At 67.3% G+C, this 16,860-nt stretch carries 15 protein-coding genes; 5 read left to right on the forward strand and 10 right to left on the reverse strand.

Annotated elements, in window-relative coordinates; translation table 11 throughout:
* Positions 1–3: 3 nt before the first annotated feature.
* Both HX774_RS04345 and petA read right to left on the reverse strand, forming a co-directional pair.
* On the reverse strand, positions 4–1,299 hold the full coding sequence (locus HX774_RS04345) for a cytochrome b N-terminal domain-containing protein (protein ID WP_114816906.1): 1,296 nt from the start codon (positions 1,297–1,299) through the stop codon (positions 4–6).
* 17 nt (positions 1,300–1,316) lie between these two features.
* Entirely contained in the window at positions 1,317–1,871 is a 555-nt protein-coding gene (gene petA, locus HX774_RS04350; protein WP_178824549.1) for a ubiquinol-cytochrome c reductase iron-sulfur subunit, read from the reverse strand.
* A 194-nt stretch (positions 1,872–2,065) separates the two neighbouring features.
* On the opposite strand from petA, the gene HX774_RS04355 reads away from it, so the two are divergent.
* Positions 2,066–2,521: a tRNA (cytidine(34)-2'-O)-methyltransferase gene (locus HX774_RS04355; RefSeq protein ID WP_178824551.1), complete on the forward strand. Its 456-nt coding sequence runs from the start codon at positions 2,066–2,068 to the stop codon at positions 2,519–2,521.
* Positions 2,522–2,688: 167 nt separating this feature from the next.
* On the opposite strand, the gene HX774_RS04360 is transcribed toward HX774_RS04355, so the two are convergent.
* Complete coding sequence (locus HX774_RS04360; RefSeq protein WP_178824553.1) at positions 2,689–3,960, reverse strand: dipeptidase; 1,272 nt, start codon at positions 3,958–3,960, stop codon at positions 2,689–2,691.
* A 179-nt stretch (positions 3,961–4,139) separates the two neighbouring features.
* Between HX774_RS04360 and hemF the strand changes: the two genes are divergently transcribed.
* Positions 4,140–4,994 (forward strand): oxygen-dependent coproporphyrinogen oxidase, encoded by an 855-nt coding sequence (gene hemF, locus HX774_RS04365; protein WP_178824596.1) that lies wholly within the window; start codon positions 4,140–4,142, stop codon positions 4,992–4,994.
* A 1-nt stretch (position 4,995) separates the two neighbouring features.
* Here hemF and HX774_RS04370 read toward each other — a convergent pair whose 3' ends face one another.
* Together HX774_RS04370 and HX774_RS04375 are read right to left on the reverse strand one after the other, a co-directional pair.
* Positions 4,996–7,503 (reverse strand): ATP-binding protein, encoded by a 2,508-nt coding sequence (locus tag HX774_RS04370; RefSeq protein ID WP_178824555.1) that lies wholly within the window; start codon positions 7,501–7,503, stop codon positions 4,996–4,998.
* 72 nt (positions 7,504–7,575) lie between these two features.
* Positions 7,576–8,307 carry a type 1 glutamine amidotransferase gene (locus HX774_RS04375; protein WP_178824557.1) on the reverse strand — a complete coding sequence of 244 codons (732 nt, stop codon included), beginning with the start codon at positions 8,305–8,307 and terminating at the stop codon, positions 7,576–7,578.
* An 83-nt stretch (positions 8,308–8,390) separates the two neighbouring features.
* On the opposite strand from HX774_RS04375, the gene HX774_RS04380 reads away from it, so the two are divergent.
* Positions 8,391–8,708 carry an antibiotic biosynthesis monooxygenase gene (locus tag HX774_RS04380; RefSeq protein WP_114816900.1) on the forward strand — a complete coding sequence of 106 codons (318 nt, stop codon included), beginning with the start codon at positions 8,391–8,393 and terminating at the stop codon, positions 8,706–8,708.
* Positions 8,709–9,101: 393 nt separating this feature from the next.
* Here the strand turns inward: HX774_RS04380 and rlmJ are convergent, their stop codons facing one another.
* On the reverse strand, positions 9,102–9,935 hold the full coding sequence (gene rlmJ, locus HX774_RS04385; protein ID WP_178824560.1) for a 23S rRNA (adenine(2030)-N(6))-methyltransferase RlmJ: 834 nt from the start codon (positions 9,933–9,935) through the stop codon (positions 9,102–9,104).
* Between the two features lie 90 nt (positions 9,936–10,025).
* Between rlmJ and HX774_RS04390 the strand changes: the two genes are divergently transcribed.
* Entirely contained in the window at positions 10,026–11,048 is a 1,023-nt protein-coding gene (locus HX774_RS04390) for a DNA topoisomerase IB (protein WP_178824562.1), read from the forward strand.
* A gap of 92 nt (positions 11,049–11,140) precedes the next feature.
* Here the strand turns inward: HX774_RS04390 and tdh are convergent, their stop codons facing one another.
* From tdh to HX774_RS04410, 4 genes are read right to left on the reverse strand one after another with little or no spacing between them, the layout of a single operon-like run.
* Positions 11,141–12,175 carry an L-threonine 3-dehydrogenase gene (gene tdh / locus HX774_RS04395; RefSeq protein ID WP_370523339.1) on the reverse strand — a complete coding sequence of 345 codons (1,035 nt, stop codon included), beginning with the start codon at positions 12,173–12,175 and terminating at the stop codon, positions 11,141–11,143.
* A gap of 39 nt (positions 12,176–12,214) precedes the next feature.
* A complete protein-coding gene (locus tag HX774_RS04400) occupies positions 12,215–12,514 on the reverse strand; it encodes a barstar family protein (RefSeq protein WP_178824566.1) in 300 nt (99 codons plus the stop codon).
* Positions 12,515–12,528: 14 nt separating this feature from the next.
* Complete coding sequence (locus tag HX774_RS04405; RefSeq protein ID WP_178824568.1) at positions 12,529–13,731, reverse strand: glycine C-acetyltransferase; 1,203 nt, start codon at positions 13,729–13,731, stop codon at positions 12,529–12,531.
* A gap of 45 nt (positions 13,732–13,776) precedes the next feature.
* Positions 13,777–14,631: a DUF4232 domain-containing protein gene (locus HX774_RS04410; RefSeq protein ID WP_178824570.1), complete on the reverse strand. Its 855-nt coding sequence runs from the start codon at positions 14,629–14,631 to the stop codon at positions 13,777–13,779.
* Between the two features lie 130 nt (positions 14,632–14,761).
* Here HX774_RS04410 and HX774_RS04415 point away from each other — a divergent pair, with 130 nt between their 5' ends.
* Entirely contained in the window at positions 14,762–16,837 is a 2,076-nt protein-coding gene (locus HX774_RS04415) for a TonB-dependent receptor domain-containing protein (protein WP_178824572.1), read from the forward strand.
* Positions 16,838–16,860: the final 23 nt, after the last annotated feature.

Below are 16,860 nucleotides of genomic sequence, written 5' to 3' on the forward strand. Positions count from 1 at the left end.
CGCTCAGCCCTTCTGCTCGGTGACGGGCAGGACCGGCTCGGAAATCGTGGCCGGGACCGGCAACGGCTTCTCGCGCAGGCCGAGGAACGGCATCAGCACCAGGAAGAAGATGAAGTAGTAGGCCGTCAGCAGACGCGTCAGCCACAGGTAGGAGTTCAGCTGACCGTCAAACAGGTTGAAGCTGGGCATGCCCGGAACGACCGGAGCATCCGGCAGCTGACCACCGCACCAGCCGAGGCCGAAGCAGACGAACAGGAAGATGATGAAGCAGGTGCGCATCGTCGGGCGGTAGCGCATGGAGCGCACCTTGGACGTGTCCAGCCAGGGCAGGACGAACAGCACGCCGATGGCGCCGAACATGGCCACCACGCCGCCGAACTTGTCGGGGATGGCGCGCAGGATCGCGTAGAAGGGCAGCATGTACCATTCGGGCACGATGTGGGCAGGGGTCTGCAGCGGGTTGGCCGGGATGTAGTTGTCGGCGTGGCCCAGGGCGTTCGGCTGATAGAAGACGAAGACCGCGAACAGGATCAGGAACAGGATGATCGCAAAGCCGTCCTTGACCGTGAAGTAGGGGTGGAAGGGCAGCATGTCCTTCTTCTGACGGTCCTTCGGGATCAGGATGCCGACCGGGTTGTTCTGACCGGCGGCGTGCAGGGCCCACAGGTGCAGCACCACGCAGCCGGCGATGACGAACGGCAGCAGGTAGTGCAGCGAGAAGAAGCGGTTCAGCGTGGCGTTGTCGATGGCCGGGCCGCCGCGCAGCCAGATCAGGATCGGCTCGCCGATGACCGGAATGGCGCCGATCAGGTTGGTGATGACCTCAGCGCCCCAGAAGGACATCTGGCCCCAGGGCAGGACGTAGCCCAGGAAGGCGGTGGCGATCATCAGGAAGAAGATCAGGCAGCCGACGATCCAGATCATCTCGCGCGGCGCCTTGTAGGAGCCGTAATAGAGACCGCGCAGCATGTGCAGATAGACGGCGATGAAGAACATCGACGCGCCGTTGGCGTGGACGTAACGGATCAGCCAGCCGCCGTTGACGTCGCGCATGATGCGCTCGACCGAGGCGAAGGCCAGGGCCGTGTTCGGCGTATAGTGCATGGCCAGAACGATGCCGGTGATGATCTGCGTCATCAGGCACAGGGCCAGGATGCCGCCGAAGGTCCACCAGTAGTTCAGGTTACGGGGGGTCGGCAGGTTGGCGTAGTCCATGCCGAAACGGATGATCGGCAGGCGGGTGTCCATCCACCGCTCAATCGCGGTTTTGGGGACGTAGGTGGATTCGTGATCGCTCATGGGTCCTCTGTCCGTCCTCAGCCGATTTTGACGCGGGTGTCAGACATGTATTCGTAGTTCGGCACCACCAGGTTCAACGGCGCCGGCCCCTTACGAATACGGCCCGAGGCGTCGTAGTGCGAACCGTGGCAGGGGCAGAACCAGCCGCCGAAGTCGCCCGTCCCGAAGGTGGGGACGCAGCCCAGGTGGGTGCACGAGCCGATGACGACGAGATACTTCTCGTGGCCGGCCTTGGTGCGTTCGACATCGGTCTGCGGCGGCGAGCCGACGGCGCCCTCGGCGGACACCTTCTGGATCTCGGCCGGGGTGCGGTAACGCACGAAGACCGGCTTGCCCTGCCACTTGATGACGACCTGCTGGCCTTCCTGAACCTTGGTCAGATCGAATTCGATCGACGCCAGGGCCAGGGTGTCGGCGGCGGGGTTCATCTGGTTGATCAGCGGCCAGGCCACCATCACGCCCGCACCGACTGCGGCGGCGCCGGCAGCGATGTGGATGAAGTCGCGGCGGGTGGCGTCGCCGCCCCCGTGTTGGCCATCAGGCCCTTCAGCATTCACGACCGATTCGGCCACGCTATCACCTCTGCAGTCCCGATCGCCCGCCCCGGGAGGGGGATGGTCGTCGGCATGGATCGTCTAGCGGAACGGTGAAAGTCGCCTGCGGCCCTGATTTCGCCACCCTCTCTGCAAGTCGCTGACGCAACTTGCGAAACGGTCGCAATAATGGCCGCGACAAAACCCCGCCCCGCGCGTATGAGGGCCTTAGAATGCGTCTCGCCCTTTTTCAACCTGACATCCCGCAGAATGTGGGCGCCTGTATCCGACAGAGCGCCTGTTTCGGCGTCGAATTGCACGTGATCGAGCCCGTCGGCTTCCGTTTCGACGACCGCGCCATGAAGCGCGCGGCGCTGGACTACGGCCCGCTCAGCCATATGACCCGCCACGCGGACTGGGAGGCCTTCCAGCGCGACCGCGCGCCGGGGCGGCTGATCCTGTTCACGACCAAGGGCGCCACGCCCCTGCCCGATTTCGAATTCCGGCCAGACGACGTCCTGCTGTTCGGCAAGGAAAGCGCCGGCGCGCCTGACTACGTCCACGCCGCCGCCGACGCCCGCGTCTTCATCCCCATCCGGCCAGAGACGCGCTCGCTGAACCTATCCGTCAGCGCGGGGATCGCCCTGTGGGAAGGGCTGAGGCAGTTGGACGGGTTGCCGGTGCGCTAACCTTTCTCCCTCCCCTTCATGGGGAGGGTGGCTGAGCCCGCAGGGCGATGCCGGGTGGGGGCGCTTTGGCCAATCAAGCGCGCCCTGCATCACCGGGCCCTCCCCACTCGGTCTCAGATTCGCTTCGACCGCCCTCCCCATGAAGGGGAGGGAGAAACTACGCCCCCCTACTCCGGCGCGCCTTCGTTCGGCAGTTGCGCCAGGTTCGGGCGCTGGCCCCGTTCAGCCGTCGCGGCGCGTTCCACCGCGCGCATGGTGCGCAACAGGTTCTCGCCCGAAATCTTGCGGATGTCGGCTTCGCTCCAGCCGCGACGCATCAACTCGGCCAGGATGCGCGGATAGGCCTCCACGCTCTCGACGCCCTCCGGCAGGCTGTCGACGCCGTCGAAGTCGCCGCCCAGACCGACATGGTCGATGCCCGCTACGTCGCGAACGTGCTGGATATGGGCCACCACGTCGTCGATCGTGGCCTTGGGCGCCGGGTTGGCGGCGATGAAGGCCTCCATGCCCGCCTTGACCGCAGCCGGATCGCCGGGGTTCAGGGCCGACAGCCGCGACATCTCCGCCGAACGCGCGGCGCCCGAGGCGCGCACCGCCTCGCTGATGAAGCCCGGCACGAATGTGACCATGACGATGCCGCCGTTGGCCGGCATCATGCGCAGCACGGCGTCAGGCACGTTGCGCGGATGGGCCGTCACCGCCCGCGCCGACGAGTGCGAGAAGATCACCGGCGCCGTCGAGACGCGGATGGCGTCGGTCATGGTCTCTTCCGACACGTGGCTCAGGTCCACCATCATGCCGATGCGGTTCATCTCCTTGACCACCTGCTCGCCAAACGGCGACAGGCCGCCCCACTTGGGCGCGTCGGTGGCGCTGTCGGCCCAGGTCGTGGTCTTGGAGTGGGTCAGGGTCATGTAGCGGGCGCCGGAATCATAGAACTCGCGCAGCAGACCAAGGGAATCGTCGATGGAATAACCGCCCTCCATGCCGATCAGGCTGGCGATGCGGCCCGCCTTGTGGATGCGGCTGATGTCGTCGGCGGTCGTGGCGATCTCGAACACCGAGGGATAGGCGGCGGCGATGCGCTTGACCGTGTCGATCTGCTCGAAAGTGGCCTTGGCCGCCTCGACCGGCTCCAGACTAGCGGGGACATAGACCGACCAGAACTGGGCCCCGACCCCGCCCGCGCGCAGGCGCGGAATGTCGGTGTGAAGCCGCGTCGTCGCCGCCAGGTTGGTCGCCAGATCAACGCGATAGGGGTCGTTGCCGAAGCTCTGACGCAAGGCCCAGGGCAGGTCGTTGTGACCGTCGATCAGGGGCGTGCGACGCAGGATCTGCATCACCCGCTCCTGCCCCGCTGCATCCCCTTGGGCCTGGGCCAGAGCGGGTCCGGCCAGGACGGCGAGCGAAGCGGCGGCGAGCAGGGCGGTGCGGATCATGGAAGTCCCCTCAAAACTGATAAGGCCACGCTGGCACAGGCGGGGCGGCATGGGAACCGGGTCTGATCTGGATCAAGGCTCTCTTTCAGGCCGGGGCGCATGAAGTGCGCATCGCACACTGTTCACAAAGGCCGCCCGTCATGGTTGAAGCCCTGATGATCCAAGACACCCCCACCCTGATGGTCGAGCATCGCGAGCGCGCCCGCGTCTGGTTCGAGACCCTGCGTGATCAGATCCACGCCGGTTTCGAGGCCCTGGAGGACGCTGCGCCCGCCGACCTCTTCCCTGGCGAAGCGGGCCGCTTCGTGCGTACGCCCTGGGAGCGCAAGGAGGGCGGCGGCGGCGTCATGGGCATGATGCATGGGCGTCTGTTCGAGAAGGTCGGGGTCCACTGCTCGACCGTCCACGGCGCCTTCCCGGCCGACTATGCGAAGAACGTGCCCGGCGCCGAGGAAGACCCGCGCTTCTACGCCACCGGCATCAGCCTGATCTGCCACCCGGTCAGCCCGCGCGTGCCGGCGGTGCACATGAACACCCGCCTGATCTCGACCACCAAGACCTGGTTCGGCGGCGGCGGCGACCTGACGCCCGTGCTGGACGCGGACCGTCGCGACGACCACCCCGACACCCTCGCCTTCCACGCGGCGATGAAGGCGTCTTGCGACGCCTATGACCCCGCCTGGCACGCCAAGTACAAGCAGTGGTGCGACGAGTATTTCTTCCTGCCGCACCGCAACGAACCGCGCGGCACCGGCGGCATCTTCTACGACCACCACGACAGCGGCGACTGGGAGAAGGACTTCGCCTTCACCCAGGACGTCGGCAAGGCCTTCCTCGACGTCTACTCAAAGATCGTCGCGGGCCGCATGACCGAGGCCTGGACGGCCGAGGAACGCGAGGAACAGCTGATCCGTCGCGGCCGCTACGTCGAGTTCAACCTGCTCTACGACCGCGGCACCATGTTCGGGCTGAAGACCGGCGGCAACGTCGAGTCGATCCTCAGCTCCATGCCGCCCGTGGTGAAGTGGCCCTGATCTAGGCGACCTTCGACCGCTCGCTCAGCGCCATCACGCGGGCGATCCCGTCGAACAGGGCGGCCAGGGTCAGCGGCTTGGTCAGATGGCCGTCCGCCCCCGCCGCCCGACCCGCCTCGATGTGTTCGGCCATGGCGTTGGCGGTCAGCATCAGGATCGGTGTCGGCGCCCGGCCCGACTGCGCCTCGAAGGCGCGTATGGCGGCGGTGGCGGTCAGCCCGTCCATCACCGGCATCTGCATGTCCATCAGCACCAGGTCGAAGCTCTCGCGCTTGAAGGTCTCCAGCGCCTGCGCCCCGTCCTCGACCGCGACCAGCTCCATGGCCGTCGCACCCAGCATGATCTCGATGACCTTGCGGTTGGCCGGATGGTCGTCCGCCAGCAGCACCCGCAACGGCTGTTCGCGCACGTCTGCGGCCGGCTGAACCGCCTCGGCGGGCTCGACCGTCCCTTGAACCGGCGGTAGCGGAATCTCGAACCAGAAGCGCGAGCCCTCGCCGGGCCTGCTCTCGCACTCCAGCCAGCCGCCCATCAGCCCGACCAGTTCGCGCGAGATGGCCAGCCCCAGCCCCGTGCCGCCGAAGCGCCGCGTGATCGAGCCGTCCGCCTGCTGGAAGCGACCGAAGATGCGCGCCTTCTGTTCCTCGTCGAAGCCGACGCCGGTGTCGGTGACGGTGAAGCGCACATCGCCTTCCAAGCCCGGCTCGACGGTCAGCGTCACCTGTCCTTCGGCGGTGAACTTCAGCGCATTGCTGACGAGATTGGTCAGGACCTGACGCACGCGCACGGCGTCGCCCTCGACCAGTCGATCCAGCCCCGGATCGACATGGGCGACGACCGCCCCCCCCTTGGCCTCGGCGGGGATGCGCCACAGGGCCGCCACGTCGTGCACAGCCCGCCCCAGATGGAAGGGCGCGGCCTCGATCGTGACCTGACCGGACTCGATCCGGGCGCTGTCCAGAATGTCGGACAACAGCCTTTCCAGCGTCGCCCCGGACGAGCGAATGACCTCGACCATGTCCTGTTCGTCGGGGTTCAGGTCGCGCTGCGCCAGGGCGTCGGCCATGGCCACCACCCCGTTCAGCGGCGTGCGGATCTCGTGGCTCATATTGGCCAGAAACTCGCTCTTGGACCGATTGGCGTCTTCGGCGCGACGGCGCGCGCTGCGCAGTTCCGCGCCTTGGCGCCATTGCCAGATCAGGGTCAGCAGGGCCGACAGCATGAAGACCACGCCGATGCCGACAATCCAGTTCTGCCAGCGGATGACCGTGCGCTGCAGCTCGGTGTTGGCCCGCGCCGTGTCCAGTTGCTGGCGGCGCCGATCCAGCTGCTCCTGAATATCGCCTGTGACCTGGCGGATGCCGGCGCTGAACCGCTGCGAGGTCTGGACGTCCCGTGCGCGCTGATAGGTTCGCAGCACCTGATAGGCCTCGGTCGACCGGCCCTGCGCGAACAGAAGCTCCGCCTCGACCAGGGCCACATGGGAATCCACCCCGCCCAGGCCGTCGAAATGGCGCAGTTGATCAAGGTCGCGCCGCGCCCCGTCCACGTCGCCGGTCCGCGCCCGCGCCACCGCCCGCAGCGGCAGGATTTCCAGCCTCAGGAAGGCCGCCACGCCCAGGTCCTCGCCATAGGGGGCGAGACAACTCAGCACGTCCAGCGCCTCATCCCTGGCGTCCGCGACCTGGGCGCACAGGGCCGCGTCATAGACCATCAGGTTTTCCAGCCCGGTCCTCAGGCTCAACCGACGGTGTGCGGCGTAGTATTCCTGCGCCCGCGTCAGATCGCCGACCTGAACCGCCATCTTGGTCAGGTTGTAGAGGCTGTCGAAATCGGGGCGTGGGTAGGCCGGGTTGGCGTAGTCGATCTCGAACCGACGGAAGGCGATGGTGGCCCCGACCACGTCGTTCAGCTTCATCAAGCCCATGCCGGTCATCTCCCACAGACCGGAATGGGCCGTGGCGGCATAGGCGTCCTCGTCGGGAATGTCGGCCTCGGCCTGATTGAGCAGCTTCAGCCCCTCGCCGACCCGGTCCTGATCCATCAGGGTCAGGGCCGTCAGACGCGCGGCGTGGGCGCGCACGAACCAGTCGACGCCATTGACGACCATCCGATTCATTTCGACATCGACGTTCAGGTCGCCCTGATCATAGCGGGCGCTGAGGTCGTTCAGATGCGCGACCTGGATGAAGCGCTGATCGCGTTGCGCCCGCGCTCTTTCTTCCAGACGGCGGTTCCAGAAGGCGGCGCGCTCGAACTCGCCCTGGTTCTGAACGATCCAGACGACGTGATAGATCCGGTTCAGCCCCTCGCGGTCCCGACGCCTGTAGGCCGCCTCGCCAAAGGCTTCCAGCTGCGCGAAACTCGTCCGCGAGGCGCGCGTCTCCACGGCCCGCAGCAGATCCGCAGGCGGACCTTCGCCTGGCGTCTGGGCCTGGACCTGAGCCTGGGCCAGACCCGGCGACAGCAGAATGGCGATCGCGAGGACCGCGGCTTTGATGGGCGACATATCACTTCCGAACTGACGCCCCAGAATGGCACGCCAGAAGTTAGCGTTCAGCGAACGCCCCGCCCCCTCTTGTCAGATGCCGCTCCCGTCCGCCTCGACCGGCGGCGGGGTCAGCAGCAGATAGGCCCGGATCCAGGCCGTCAGCACCGCCCGGTCATTGGCGCCTTCCAGGCTCAGCAAGGCCTCATCCGCCAGATCATGCGGGATGCGGTCGCCGCGCCGCCCCTCGATCAGGGCGGCGGCATAGGCGGGCTGGAACTCCGGGTGGCACTGGAAGCTGACCGCGTCCTCGCCCCAGGCCAGACCGGCGTAGGGGGTGAAGGGGCTGGAGGCGATCACCCGTGTGTCGGGCGCGACGGCGACCACCTGATCCTGATGCGACACCGGAATGGCGATGGAGGGCGCGCGCGGATGCATCCACGGCTCATGGCTGACCACGTCATAGCGATGCAGGCCGACGCCCCAGCCCTTGTGCGACTTCTTGACCTTGCCGCCGAAGGCATGGGCGATGACCTGATGCCCGAAGCAGATGCCCAGCAGCCGCGTCTGGCCCCGTGCAGCCCGCAACCACTCCACCAGCGGCGAGATCCACGGCAGATCGTCATAGACCCCCGCCGCCGAGCCGGTGACGATGGCCCCGGTATAGATCGACGGGTCCTCCGGCAGATGGCCCGACTGCACGTCAAAGCGCACGGTGGGCACGTTCTCGCCCAGCAGGGCGCGGAACCGTGCGGGATAGTCGTCGAAGGCGTCCCGCAGATGCTCGGGCGGGTGGCCGGTTTCCAGAATGGCGATACGGGTCATTTCGGCGTTTTCCAGCGGGGAGAAGGAAGCGTCTGCCTCTGGATTGGGGTAGAAGTCGGACGATTGCAACGAGGCCGCCCTTCATGTCCGCCGACGCGACCGCCGACACCCCTGTCGTCCTGATCAATATCTTCAAGTGCGACGCGCGCCGTCAGGACGAGTTGATCGAGCATCTGACGACCCTGGCCCAGGTCCAGCGCGCCCTGCCCGGCTTCGTCTCGGCCACCCTGCATCGCGGTCTGAACGGACGGGTCGTGGCCAATCACGCCGTCTGGGCCAGCGCGACGGACTGGAAGGTCATGACGCGCCACCCCGAAGTCGTGGCGGCCATGGGGCCGATCCTGGCCATCGCCACCTTCGAGCCCCACCTGTACGAGCCCGGCGAGGTCGTCGAGGCCTGACCGGCTCGCCTATCAGACCCCGCCAATCCCCATGTTTCATTGGGATCGACGGCTTCTCGCGGCGTTTTGCACGACTACGCCTCGGGTTGTGCCAGGATGAAGGGGTTCTTTGACATCGTCGCAGCCCGCCGTCCGCCTCGATCCTTCCCGCTCACGCGGTGAAGGGGGCGCCCCACCTGCCGTCATCCTCGGGCTTGACCCGAGGATCGGGCTATCCGTCTGCGCGACGTCGGCACGTCGAGCGCGCCCGCTCCTTCGATCCTCGGGTCAAGCCCGAGGATGGCGGCGGACAAGGCAGGCGCTCCGAAGCCCCCGGCTCGCGGCCTCCCCACGCCCGCCTCGCCATTGCACGAATTGCACTGTTTTTTTCGCGTCGCAGTGCAATCCACGGCCTCAGCCCGCGCGCCAGACCTCGGCCCGCGCGCCCACCTCGCCCAGGGTCGCGGCCACCCAGCCGCAGATTTCGGCGGCCGCCGCCTCTGCGCCCGAGGGCGGATTGACCACCGTCATGGTGCAGCCGTTCATCTTCATCGGATTGTTCAGCGGGCGCAGGCGCGCCTCGGCCACCAGCACCCGCCCGACCTTGGCTTCTTCCAGCCGCCGGATAAAACCGTCGAAGGTCTCCATGTCCTTCAGCGGGGTCCAGATCGCCACCGTCGCCGTCCGGTCGTGGCGCAGGATGGCGGCGGCGGTCTCGGCTGAGCGGACATAGTCGTCGGGCCGCTCAAACGGCGGATCGATCAGGACCAAAGGCCCCTTGGTCGCCTTCGCCGCCTTCAGCGCCTCGACATAGCCGTCGCCTTCATGACCCTCGGCGGCGGGCCAGTCGGCCAGGGCCTCGGCCAGCATGTCCTGGACAGGCGGATGGAATTCGAACCCGACATAGCGCTCGCCGTCCCGCAGCGCCCGCGCGATCAGCAGGGGCGAGCCGGGATAGAAGCGCGCCCCGCCTTCGGGGTTCAGCGCCGCGACCTCGGCGGCCAGGGCCTCGATCAGCGGCGGCCGGTCCTCGGCGGTCATCAGCCGCGCCACGCCCGCCTCGGCCTCCTTCGACCGCGCCCCGTCGCCCGACAGGTCGTAGAGGCCCGCGCCCGCATGGGTGTCGATGACCGTCACCGGCCCCAGAGCCTCGGTCCAGGCCTGCCGCTCCTTGAGCAGCCACAGCACCAGGGCGTGTTTGACCAGGTCGGCGAAGTTTCCGGCGTGAAAGCTGTGACGATAGTTCATGCCGCTCCGTCCCCCGCCCGGCGCTCGCGGTCAAGAGGAACCCGGTAGGCTCATGGTCCGTTGGTCGTCGCATCTTCAGGATCACAAGCCATGCCCGACGGCGCCGCCCGCCTTCCGACCGCCCCGGACATCCCCGACGGCCTCAGTTGGTGCAACGATGACCAAGCGGGCCTCAGCCGCCGCCGCTCAGGCAAGGGGTTTTCCTATCGCGACCGCGACGGACAGCCCATTCGTGACGCCAGGACGCTGGACCGCATCCGCGCCCTGGCCATCCCCCCCGCCTGGACCGAGGTGTGGATCTGCCCGCGCGCCAACGGCCATATCCAGGCGACGGGCCGCGACCTCAAGGGACGCAAGCAGTACCGCTATCACCCCGACTGGACCCGCCACGCCGCCGACGCCAAGTTCGACCGCCTGGCCGCCTTCGCCCGCAAGCTGCCGAAACTGCGCGAGCGTGTAGAGCAGGACCTGTCACAGCGCGGACCGTGCCGGGACAAGGTGCTGGCCACCGCCGTCCGCCTGTTGGAGATCACCCTGATCCGCGTCGGCAACGCCGAGTATGCGCGCCAGAACCGCAGCTTCGGCCTGACCACCCTGCACAAGCGACATCTGGAGGTGGACGGCGCCGCCCTGACCTTTGAGTTTCGCGGCAAGAGCGGCAAGGATCACCGGATCAGCGTCCGCGATCAGCGCCTGGCCCGCGCCCTGCGCACCCTGGAGGGCCTGCCCGGCCAGCATCTGTTCAAGTATCGCGATGCCCACGGCGACCTGCATCCCGTCACCTCGGACGACGTGAACGCCTATATCCGCGACGCCCTGGGCGAGCAGTTCTCGGCCAAGGACTTCCGCACCTGGGCCGGAACGGCAGCCGCCGCCCGCGCCCTGCGCGACATGGAGCCGCCGACCTCCCCCACCGACGCCCGGCGCAAAGTCACCCTCTGCGTCAAGGCGGTGTCCGGCCTGCTCGGCAATACGCCCACGGTCTGCCGCGCCGCCTACGTTCACCCGCGCGTGCTGGACCTGTTCGAAAACGGCGGCCTGGCCGAGGCCCTGCCCGGCGCGGAGGCCAAAGGCTTCGAGCCCCGCCTGATCCGGCTGCTGTCGCCGCAATGAAATGACGACCGCGCCCGAGTTCGGAGAGCGCCTGACACGAAAAAGCCCCCTGCCTTGCGGTCAGGGAGCCTTCGGTTCGCTTCAGGTCCGGATCAGTCGGCCCAGTTCAGGACGACCTTGCCCGACTGGCCCGAGCGCATGGCCTCGAAGCCCGCCTCGAAGTCCTGATAGGGCATTTGGTGGGTGATCAGCGGCGTCAGGTCCAGACCGGCCTTCAGCAGGCCCAGCATCTTGCGCCAGGTGGTGAACATCTCACGCCCATAGACGCCCTTGATGGTCAGGGCCTTCAGGATGATCGCGCCCCAGTCCGTCTCCATCGGCTTGGAGGGAATGCCCAGCATGGCCATGCCGCCGCCCATGATCAGGGTGTCGACGCACTGCTTGAAGGCGATGGGCGAACCCGACATCTCCAGCGCCACGTCGAAGCCGACCTTCAGGCCCAGCTCGTGCATGACGTCGCGCAGATCTTCCTTGGTGGTGTTCACCGTGCGCACGCCCGGCGCAACCTTTTGCGCAAGTTCCAGACGGAAGTCGTTGATATCGGTCAGAACTACGGTGCGAGCCCCTGCGTGGCGCGCGACCGCAGCGGCCATCATGCCGATGGGACCGGCGCCGGTGACCAGCACGTCCTCGCCCAGCAGGTCGAACTGCTGGGCCGTGTGCACGGCGTTGCCGAAGGGGTCCAGGATCGAGCCGATCTCATAGGGCACGTCATCGGGCAGCTCGATGACGTTGAAGGCCGGGGCCACCACGAACTCGGCAAAGGCGCCCTGACGGTTCACGCCGATGCCGCGGGTGTCGGGGTCCAGGTGGAAGTGACCGGCGCGGGCCGCTTCGGAGTTCAGGTCGATGACGTGGCCCTCGGCCGAGACGCGCTGGCCGATCTTCAGGCGGCGATCCACGTCCTTACCGATGGCCACGATCTCGCCGGCGAACTCGTGGCCGGTGATCATAGGCACCGGGACGTTCTTCTGAGACCACTCGTCCCAGTTCCAGATGTGGATGTCGGTGCCGCAGACAGCGGTGCGGTGGACGCGGATCAGAACGTCCTCGTCACCCGCCACGGGGATCGGGGCGTCGATCAGCTCAAGGCCGACGTCGGGCCTGGTCTTGGCCAGGGCCTTCATGGATTGGGTCATCGGATCACTTCTCCCACTCGTGCAGCCCTAGCTGGGCTGGCCGTCGAGCTTCAATTCAAATCTTACACGATCGGGGGCTGAGGCCGTCTCTGCCTGGGCCTGAAGGAGAAGCTCAATGAGCGTCTCGAAGTCCGGTCCCATCGCATCTCTGGAAGCCTGGAAATCCCGCCAGTCGAGAGTGACCGGCTTTTCCAGCAGGCCGGTCACCGTGTCCCAGAGGGCGTCGAGGTTTCGACCGAACCAACTCGGCACCCCTTCGATCCTCGCAAAAGCCTCATAGAAATCGTCGGTGGTCTTGATTATCCGCCCGTCGATATGCGCTTCCATCGCTAGATCGGACGTCAGATGACGCCCAACTCCTTGCCCGCCTGAACGAACGCCGCCACGGCGGCGTCGATCTGTTCAAAGGTGTGAGCCGCCGACATCTGGGTGCGGATGCGGGCCTGACCGCGCGGCACCACCGGGAAGCTGAACCCGATCACATAGACGCCCAGTTCCAACATCCGCGCCGCCATGTCCTGCGCCAGCTTGGCGTCGCCTAGCATGACGGGGATGATAGGGTGCTCGCCCGGCTGCAGGGTGAAGCCCGCCGCCGTCATGGCCGAGCGGAAGCGCGCGGCGTTGGCGAACAGCTGGGCGCGCAGGGCGTCGCCCTCCTCGCCCGCGGCGATGCGGATGGCCTCCAGCGACGAACCGCAGACGGCGGGCGCCAGGGCGTTGGAGAAGAGGTAGGGCCGCGCCCGCTGCTTCAGCAGGGCCACGACATTGGCCTTGGCGCAGATGAAGCCGCCCATGGCGCCGCCCAGGGCCTTGCCGAAGGTGCCGGTGACGAAGTCCACCTCGACGCCGTGATGGGCGTAGGAGCCGCGCCCCTTGTCGCCCAGGAAGCCGGTGGCGTGGCAATCGTCGACCATGATCAGGGCGCCGTACTGGTCAGCCAGGGTCCGGATCTCTTTCAGCCTGGCGATATAGCCGTCCATCGAGAAGGCGCCGTCGGTGGCGATGATGATCTCGCGCGCGCCGTCGGCCCGGGCCTGCTTCAGTTGGGCTTCCAGATCGGCCATGTCCGAGGTGGCGAAGCGATAGCGCTTGGCCTTGCACAGGCGCACGCCGTCGATGATCGAGGCGTGGTTCAGGCTGTCCGAAACGATGGCGTCCTCAGCCCCGAACAGGGGCTCGAAGATGCCCCCGTTGGCGTCGAAGGCGGCGGCGAACAGGATGGTGTCTTCAAAGCCGAGGTAGTCGGCGATGGCACGTTCCAGCTCCTTGTGGATTTCCAGCGTGCCGCAGATGAAGCGGACCGAGGCCGTGCCGGCGCCCCACGTCTCCATCGCCTTGATGCCCGCCTGGGTGACGCGCTCGTCGCCGGCGAGGCCGAGATAGTTGTTGGCGCAGAAGTTCAGGACCTCGCGGCCGTTCACCGAAATCACCGGCCCCTGACGCGAGGCGATGACGCGCTCGGGCTTGGTCAGGCCCTGGGCGTCGATGTCGGCCAGTTCGGCGGAGATGCGGTCGTAGAAGACCGTATTGGTGCTCTGGGTCATGATTTCTCCGCTACGCTGAATTCAGGCAGGTTTGAACCCCTGATTTCAGGCCGCAGGGGCAGGCCTGGCCGAAGCCTCGCTTACCGAACGAAACGGGCTGACACGAATTTGCCTCCCGCACGCGGTCAGGGCCAGCGGGAGCGTGACCAAGGCCGTATCGCCGGGCGTCGTCAGGCGCAGGGTCTTGGCCTCGGGACAGACCTTTTCGCCCTCGGCTTCATGCGGCACGACGTTCCAGGCCAGATCGAAATAGGCCTTGGACTGGGGCTTCAGCGCGACCGGCGTCGGCGTCGTTCCCTGCGTGAAATAACTCCCCGGCTCCTGCACCGCCTTGACCGCCGTCAGGACACGGTCGCCCGCATCGGCCAGCGTCACGGTCGGATAGCCCGTCAGGCTGCAGGTCTGCGTCCCGACATTCTGCAAGGCCAGGGTGGTGAGGCGATTGCCCATGCCCGCGTCGCCGCCCTCGACCGACAGCCTCAGATTGGTCCCGATGCACGGCGCCTCGGGCGACGGAGCCAGGGCCGGGACCGGGCGACTGCAACGCTCGATGATGGTCCCGCCTGTCGTATCATTCGGCGCCAGTCGGCTGAGGGTCCCGCTTTCCTGCCCGTCGCGGCTGGCGGTCCACCACTCCAGCCCCTGTCCGGCGTAGCGCGCGCCGCTGGCCGAAACCGCGCTGGCCAGGACATAGTCGCGACCGTCATAGGACACCCGTGCCGTCTCCGTGTCGGGATAGGTCACAGTGACCACCTTGCCGCTCTCGCAGGCATAGCCGACGGCGGCGGCGAGCGGGGCGACCGGCGCCTCGACCGGGGCGGTCGTCGGCGGCGCCTCCTGCGAACAGGCGGCTGCGGTCAGGCCGAGACAGGTCATCAGCGCAACGGCGGTACGGGTCATGGTCGGCCTCTCTGAGGGTGTCCCGTCCGAACGCCGCTCTGCGTCAAAGGCTCCGCTTGTCAGGAAATGCAGCGAGGCGGTTGCGTAGTGATACACTATAACATATCAAGTTCGCGACATTGTAACGGGGATGCGTGCCTTGCGACTTCAAACCTTTCTGCTGACCGCCGCCGGGGCCGCCGCCCTCTCCTGCAACGCCTTCGCGGCTGACGACGTCATCCAGACCGCGCATCAGGACGAGCCGACCGAGATCGCCGATGTGGTGGTCCGCGCCCTGCCCCTGGGCCGCGCCGGCGACGATGTGGGCTCGCACGTCGCCCTGCTGAGCGGCGACGAACTGGTCCACCGCCGCCAGTCGACCCTGGGCGACACCCTCAGCAGCATTCCCGGCGTCAACTCCGACACCTTCGGCGGCGGCGCCAGCCGCCCGGTGGTGCGTGGCCAGGCCGCCCCGCGCGTCAAGGTGCTGAGCGAAGGCGCGGGCCTGATGGACGCTTCGGAAGTCTCGCCCGACCACGCCATCTCGGGCGAGCCCCTGCTGCTGGAAGGCATCGAAATCCTGCGCGGCCCCTCGGCCCTGCTCTATGGCGGCGGCGCCATCGGCGGCGCGGTCAACCTTCTGGACAAGAAGATCCCCACCCGCATCCCCGCCAGTAACGGCGAGGGCGTGGTCGAATACCGTCGCGGCTCGGTCGACAACGAAGAGGCCGGCGTGGTCGGCCTGACGGTCGGTGCAGGCAACTTCGCCGTTCGCGTTGAAGCCGCCGCCCGCAAGGCGGACGACTACCAGGTCCCGGACTGGAACGAACCGCGTCTGGACGGCTCCTACAACGAGACCTCGACCGCGACGCTGGGCGCCTCATACATCGGTTCGCGCGGCTATCTGGGCGCGGCCTATACCGAACAGACCAGCCGTTACGGCCTCGCGGGCCACACCCACGAATATGAGGGCTGCCACCCGCACGGCGACCACCTGCATTGCGGCGGTCACGACGATCATGACCATGACGGCCACGATCACGAGGAAGGCGAGGAACACGATCACGACCACGGCGTGCCCGAGGTCCGTCTGAAGAGCCGCCGCGTCGATCTGCGAGGCGAACTGCGCGATCCCCTGCCCGGCATCGAGAACCTGCGTCTGCGCGCCGGCTACACCGACTATCAGCATCAGGAGCTGGAAGAAGGCGTCGTCTCGACCACCTTCACCAACGAGGGCTATGACGGCCGCATCGAGGCCCAGCATCGCGAGATCGCCGGCTTCAAGGGCGTGGTCGGCCTGCAACTGAGCAAGAGCGACTTCGCCGCGGTCGGCGAGGAGAGCTTCCTGGCCCCCAGCACGACCAAGAACACCGGCCTGTTCGTGATGGAGGAATATGAACTGGGCGACTGGCACCTGGAGGGCGCCCTGCGTCAGGAGTGGCAGGAGGCCTCGGCCATCGGCCTGCCGGACGCCGAGCACAAGCCCTTCTCGATCTCGGGCTCGGCGGTCTGGCACTTCATGCCCGGCTGGTCGGGCGCGGTGTCGCTGTCGCGCTCGCAACGCGCCCCCTCGGCGCAGGAACTCTATGCCGACGGCGTCCACCTGGCGACCAACACCTATGAGATCGGCGACAGCGGCCTGGACGTCGAAACCGCCAACGCCCTCGAGCTGACGCTGCGCAAGACGGCGGGGTCCACCACCGCCTCGGTCAGCGCCTATCACTACGTCTACGACGACTACATCTTCGCCCGCACCCTGGATCAGTTCGAGGACTTCCGCCTGATCCAGTACAGCCAGGCCGACGCGACCTTCACCGGCCTGGAAGGCGAGGTGCGCCAGCAGTTGACGCCCTGGCTGTCGGCCACGGTCTTCGGCGACTATGTGCGCGGCGAGCTGAAGGGCGACGGCGGCAACCTGCCGCGCATCCCGGCGGCGCGTCTGGGCGTCCGCGCTGAGGCCTTCGCCGGGCCATGGTCGGGCGACGTCGAATACAGCCGCACCTTCAAGCAGAACGACATCGCCGCCTTCGAGAGCGAGACGCCGGGCTACAACATGGTCAACGCCACCGTGGCCTATGACGTGGAGCTGGCCGGGGTGAAGTCTCAGATCTTCCTGCGCGGGACCAACCTGCTGGACGAACTGGCGCTGAACCACGCCTCCTTCCTGGCCGAAACCGCCCCGCAGCGCGGCCGCAACCTGGTCGTCGGCGTGCGCGCCCGCTTCTGATTTCATCGGAGCCGAAAAAAGAA

Origin of the sequence: Brevundimonas sp. P7753 (assembly GCF_013386595.1) — a bacterium.
GTDB lineage: Bacteria > Pseudomonadota > Alphaproteobacteria > Caulobacterales > Caulobacteraceae > Brevundimonas > Brevundimonas bullata.